Origin of the sequence: Halobacterium bonnevillei, assembly GCF_009831555.1 — an archaeon.
Taxonomy (GTDB): domain Archaea; phylum Halobacteriota; class Halobacteria; order Halobacteriales; family Halobacteriaceae; genus Halobacterium; species Halobacterium bonnevillei.
On sequence record NZ_WUUU01000217.1, the window covers coordinates 1 to 4,282 of the forward strand.

The 4,282-nt window shown below is 70.0% G+C and carries 5 protein-coding genes and 1 pseudogene; 3 read left to right on the plus strand and 3 right to left on the minus strand.

Going from position 1 to position 4,282, the window contains the following annotated elements:
* Window positions 1-1,904 (plus strand): ATP-dependent DNA helicase (locus tag GRX66_RS16920; RefSeq protein WP_159527564.1); only part of this gene is annotated, 1,904 nt, incomplete at its 5' end.
* Between the two features lie 27 nt (window positions 1,905-1,931).
* On the opposite strand, the gene GRX66_RS16925 is transcribed toward GRX66_RS16920, so the two are convergent.
* The gene (locus tag GRX66_RS16925) at window positions 1,932-2,897 is read right to left on the minus strand and encodes a Gfo/Idh/MocA family protein (protein ID WP_159527565.1); all 966 of its coding nucleotides are present in this window, start codon (window positions 2,895-2,897) and stop codon (window positions 1,932-1,934) included.
* Window positions 2,898-3,018: 121 nt separating this feature from the next.
* Here GRX66_RS16925 and GRX66_RS19645 point away from each other — a divergent pair, with 121 nt between their 5' ends.
* On the plus strand, window positions 3,019-3,186 hold the full coding sequence (locus tag GRX66_RS19645; RefSeq protein ID WP_201293075.1) for an HEWD family protein: 168 nt from the start codon (window positions 3,019-3,021) through the stop codon (window positions 3,184-3,186).
* Between the two features lie 50 nt (window positions 3,187-3,236).
* On the opposite strand, the gene GRX66_RS16930 is transcribed toward GRX66_RS19645, so the two are convergent.
* Window positions 3,237-3,440, minus strand: coding sequence for a helix-turn-helix domain-containing protein (locus tag GRX66_RS16930; RefSeq protein ID WP_159527566.1), 204 nt, complete (start codon window positions 3,438-3,440; stop codon window positions 3,237-3,239).
* A gap of 93 nt (window positions 3,441-3,533) precedes the next feature.
* Here GRX66_RS16930 and GRX66_RS16935 point away from each other — a divergent pair, with 93 nt between their 5' ends.
* Window positions 3,534-4,067: an acyltransferase gene (locus GRX66_RS16935; protein ID WP_159527567.1), complete on the plus strand. Its 534-nt coding sequence runs from the start codon at window positions 3,534-3,536 to the stop codon at window positions 4,065-4,067.
* Window positions 4,068-4,154: 87 nt separating this feature from the next.
* Here the strand turns inward: GRX66_RS16935 and GRX66_RS16940 are convergent.
* Window positions 4,155-4,282: pseudogene (locus GRX66_RS16940) on the minus strand (AMP-binding protein); the annotation flags it as partial.

Here is a 4,282-nt window from a genome sequence, read left to right on the forward strand (position 1 = left end):
CGCGACCTCGCGCGCTGGCGCGCGCGGACAGCGAGCACAACCTCTCAGAGAACCCCCTGCGGACGGACGGCGCGCAATCGCCGTACGTGCCGGTCCAGCCGAGCGCGCCCGACGACCTCTCGGACGGCGAGTCGCCGCTGTTCTGTCCGTTCGAGGCGGACTGGTACGGCCGCAACAAGGGGTCGCCGGTCGGCTTCGACGTCGGCCGGCACAACGTCGCGACGAGCGACGACTTCCTCCCCGCCGCCGTCGAGTACGGGACGTGTCCGCACCGCGTCCAGCAGGTGATGTTGGACCACGCGGAGGTCGTCATCGGGAACTACAACCACCTCTTCGACCCGAACACGCGCGGCCTCACCGAACACCTGCTGGACGAGCAGACGTTCGTCGTCGTGGACGAAGCCCACCGCCTCGAGGAGCGCGTCCGCGACCTGCTGTCGGACCGCGTCGGCCGCCACACGCTCGCCCGCGCCCGCAACGACCTGCGGTCGCTGCTCACCACGGCGAAGCAGAGCGAGACGAACCGCCAGCAGGTCCGCGACGAACTGCAGAGCTACGAGGTGTCGCTGACTGCCGTCGAGGAGGCCGTCGACTTCCTCGGTGACGTCCTCGAGTGGCTGGACGACCGGGTCGCCGAGTACCTCGCGAACGAGGGATACAACCCCAGAGACACCCGCGACCTCCCGGAGTACGATCAGGAGATTCCGCTCCGGGACCCCGAGACCGACGAACCGGACGACCTGACGCGGTGGGCCGAACAGCACGGCTACACCGGCGGCCTGTGGCGGTCGCTGGCGGACATCGGGACGGCCGCGGAGGCAGTCATCGAGGACGACGGCGACCGGTCGGCGGTGTGCGGCGCGGTCGGCATCACGCTCCAGCGGTGGTGGGAGCGCGACCACGCGACGTACTTCCGGGAGATTGAACTGGAGCACGCGCCCAAGGAGTCCGGGCGGGCGGGCGCGGCGTGGGCGCAGACGTACACGCCCGCGCTCGTGACGTACAACTGCATGCCGGCGCGGGCGCTCCGGGAGACGTTCGCGGGCCTCGGCGGCGGCGTCCTGATGAGCGCGACTCTCGAACCTCTGGACGTGTTCCGCGAGGTCACCGGCCTGGACCGCCTGGAGGCGGGCGCGGGCGACGCCGAAGCTAGACCGGTCGTCGAACGCCGCTACGACCTCCGGTTCCCCGCCGAGAACCGCGCGAGCTTCCTCGTGGACGCCACGCCGTTCACCGCGCGCAACCGCGGCGACCCGACCAGGGACAACGACAACCAGACCCGCGAGGAGTACCGCTACGTCCTCCGGACGCTCGCGCGCTCGCCGGGCAACGTCCTCGTCTGCATGCCGAACTACCGGGAGGCAGCGTGGGCGGGCGACTACCTCGCGGACGCCGTCGAGAAGGACGTCCTCGTCGACGAGTCCTCGTCGAACGAAGCGACGGACGACCTGAAAGCCGAGTTCTTCAGGGGGGACGGCAAGGTCATGGTGACGAGCACGCGGGGCACGCTCACGGAGGGCGTCGACTACGACGGCGAGAAGCTCTCGACGTGCGCCGTCGTCGGCGTCCCGCTGGTGAACGTCGGGTCGCCGCGCGTCCGCGCCGTCCGCCGCGCCTACGCGGACGCCTTCGGCGAGGACAACGCCTTCGAGTACGCGCTCACCGTTCCGGCCGTCCGGCGCGCCCGGCAGGCCATCGGCCGCGTCATCCGCGGCCCCGAGGAGGTGGGAGTGCGCGCGCTCGTCGGCCAGCGGTACGTCGAGGGCGCCCGGCACTCAGTCCACGAGTACCTCGGGCCCGGCGAACAGGCGGAGTTCACGCGCATGACACCGGACTTCCTGGGGCCGCAACTGGATCGCTTCTGGAGCGACCACGTCGTCGCCGACCGGGCGACCGACGACTGACAGGGGCGGCGCGCGAACGACGACTCTTCAGAGCGGAATCGTCTCGCCCGTCGCGGCGGCCTCGTAGAGCGCGTCGATGGCGCGCATGTTCGCGACCGCTTCCTCGCCATCAGTCAGCGGGTCGCGGCCCGCCTCGACGCTCGCTGCGAAGTGCTCGACTTCGAGGCGGTACTGGTCGACGTCGTCGAACGTCTCCTCGACGGTCTTCTCGCCGGTTCCCCACCGGAGGACCGTCTCGCCGCCGTCGGGGTTGTAGGCGTCCCGGGCTTCGAGCCAGCCCTCGGTCCCCTCGACGCGGTACGTCTGGAGCTCCCGCGTCTCGAAGCTGGCTTCGACTGTCGCCGTCGCGCCGCCGTCGAACTCCAGGGCGCCTGCGATTTCGGTGTCGACGCCGCAGTCCCGGTGGTCGTGGGTGCTGGCGTCCGCGAGGGCGGGTTCGCCGAGGAACTGGCGGGCCGCGCTGACAGCGTAACAGCCGACGTCCATCAGCGCGCCGCCGGCGAGATCCGGGTCGAGGCGGACGTCGGGCCCCTCGCGGAGTGGGAAGTTGAACGCCGCGTGGACGTGGCGGAGGTCCCCGAGTTCCTCGCGGGCGACGTCGAGCGCGCGCACGGTCCGCGGGTGGTACTGGTACATGAACGCCTCCATGAGCGTGACGCCGGCGTCCGCGCAGTATCCGACGACCTCGACGGCTTCCTCGACGTCCGACGCCAGCGGTTTCTCGCAGAGCACGTGGAGGCCCGCGTCCGCGGCACGCTTCGTCCACTCGGCGTGCAGCGCGTTCGGGAGTGGGTTGTAGACGGCGTCGACGTCTGCGTCGAGCAACGCCTCGTAGCTGTCGTACGTCTCGGGAATGTCGTGGCGGTCCGCGAAGTCGGCGACCGCGTCGGGACTCCGGGAGGCGACGGCCCGGACTTCGTGGTCGGAGTCCCGGATGGCGGGCACGACGGCTTTGTCGGCGATGTTCGCGGTGGAGATCACTCCGAACTGCATGCCAGAGTCGGCGCCCGCCGACGCCGTAACTGTTTGGACCGCGGGCCGTTTCGCCCGTGAATCGTGCCCCAGCGTGCCGTGGGCCGAAGACTCAAGCCCGCGGGCCGTCTGGGTTCGCGTAATGGTGAACATTCGAGCCCCGAACGAACGAACCTGCACGGAGTGTGGGCGCTCGGAGCGCTGGGACGAGGACGCCGGGAACTGGCGCGTGGCCGACGACGAGGTCGGCGACGTCTACTGCGTGCACGACTGGGACGTCACCGGGACGTTCACGCCGATCGAAGAGTAGCACGCACCTCCAGCGAACGAGAGCGTGTCTCTAAGTACGAGGGAGCGTCGTCAGGCCGGGACGTACTGGTCGCCGTCCTCGCGCACCAGGCCGCGCCCGCGGAGCGTCTTCAGCACGCTGTACAGCGTAATTCGCGGAACGTCGAGTTCAGCGTGGAGTTCGTCGAGCGTCGCCTGCTCCCGCGTCGAGATGTACAGGTAGACGAGTTTCCCGCGCGGGGACTCCACGCCCGTCGGCAGCTGTCGAGTAGTCATTCGTCACTCGACGAAACAGATTCGACGATAATAAAACCTGCTTTCGTCGCGCGTCGAAGACGAGCGGTGGGCGGCCCGCAAATACGTAATTTGATGGCAGATGGCCCCGAACCCGGGAGCGTGTCGCGCCACGACCGCCTCGACCGGCACCCCACGCCGGGCCGCCGCAACTCGCTGTGGCACTGGCCGGACGCCAAACACCCGCTCCGGGTCGCCCTCAACTACGTCGTCGTCGTGCTCGCTCGCATCTGCCCGAGCCTCCGCGCCAAGAACTGGCTGCTGCGGAGCATCGGCACCACGGTCGGCGCGGGCGCAGCCTGGGGCCTCGAGTCGACGCCCGACGTCTTCTGGCCCGAACGCATCACGGTCGGCGAGGACGCGGTGATCGGCTACGACGCCACCCTGCTGTGCCACGAATTCCTCCAGAACGAGTACCGCACTGGCGACGTCGTCGTCGAAGACCGCGCGATGGTGGGGGCGGGCGTCGTCGTCCTCCCGGGCGTCACTGTCGGGGAGGACGCTCAGGTCGCCGCGAACTCGCTCGTCGTCGAGGACGTCCCGCCCGGCGAAACGGTCGCGGGCGTCCCGGCCGAACCGCTGGAGTACGACGACGGCGGCCCGGACTAGCGGACAACTGACGAACGCACCGAGAGGAGCGAGCCGGCGGGAAGCGACTACGTCGCGGACTGCACCGACTCGGCGACCGACTCGTCGTACCCCGGAGTGGGGCGCGCCGATGCGCGCACACGCCAGCATCGCCACCGGCAACTCCGGAATCATCGGCATGTACATCGTGACGACGTCGTCCTCCTCGACGCCCAACTCCCGGAGTGCGGCCGCGA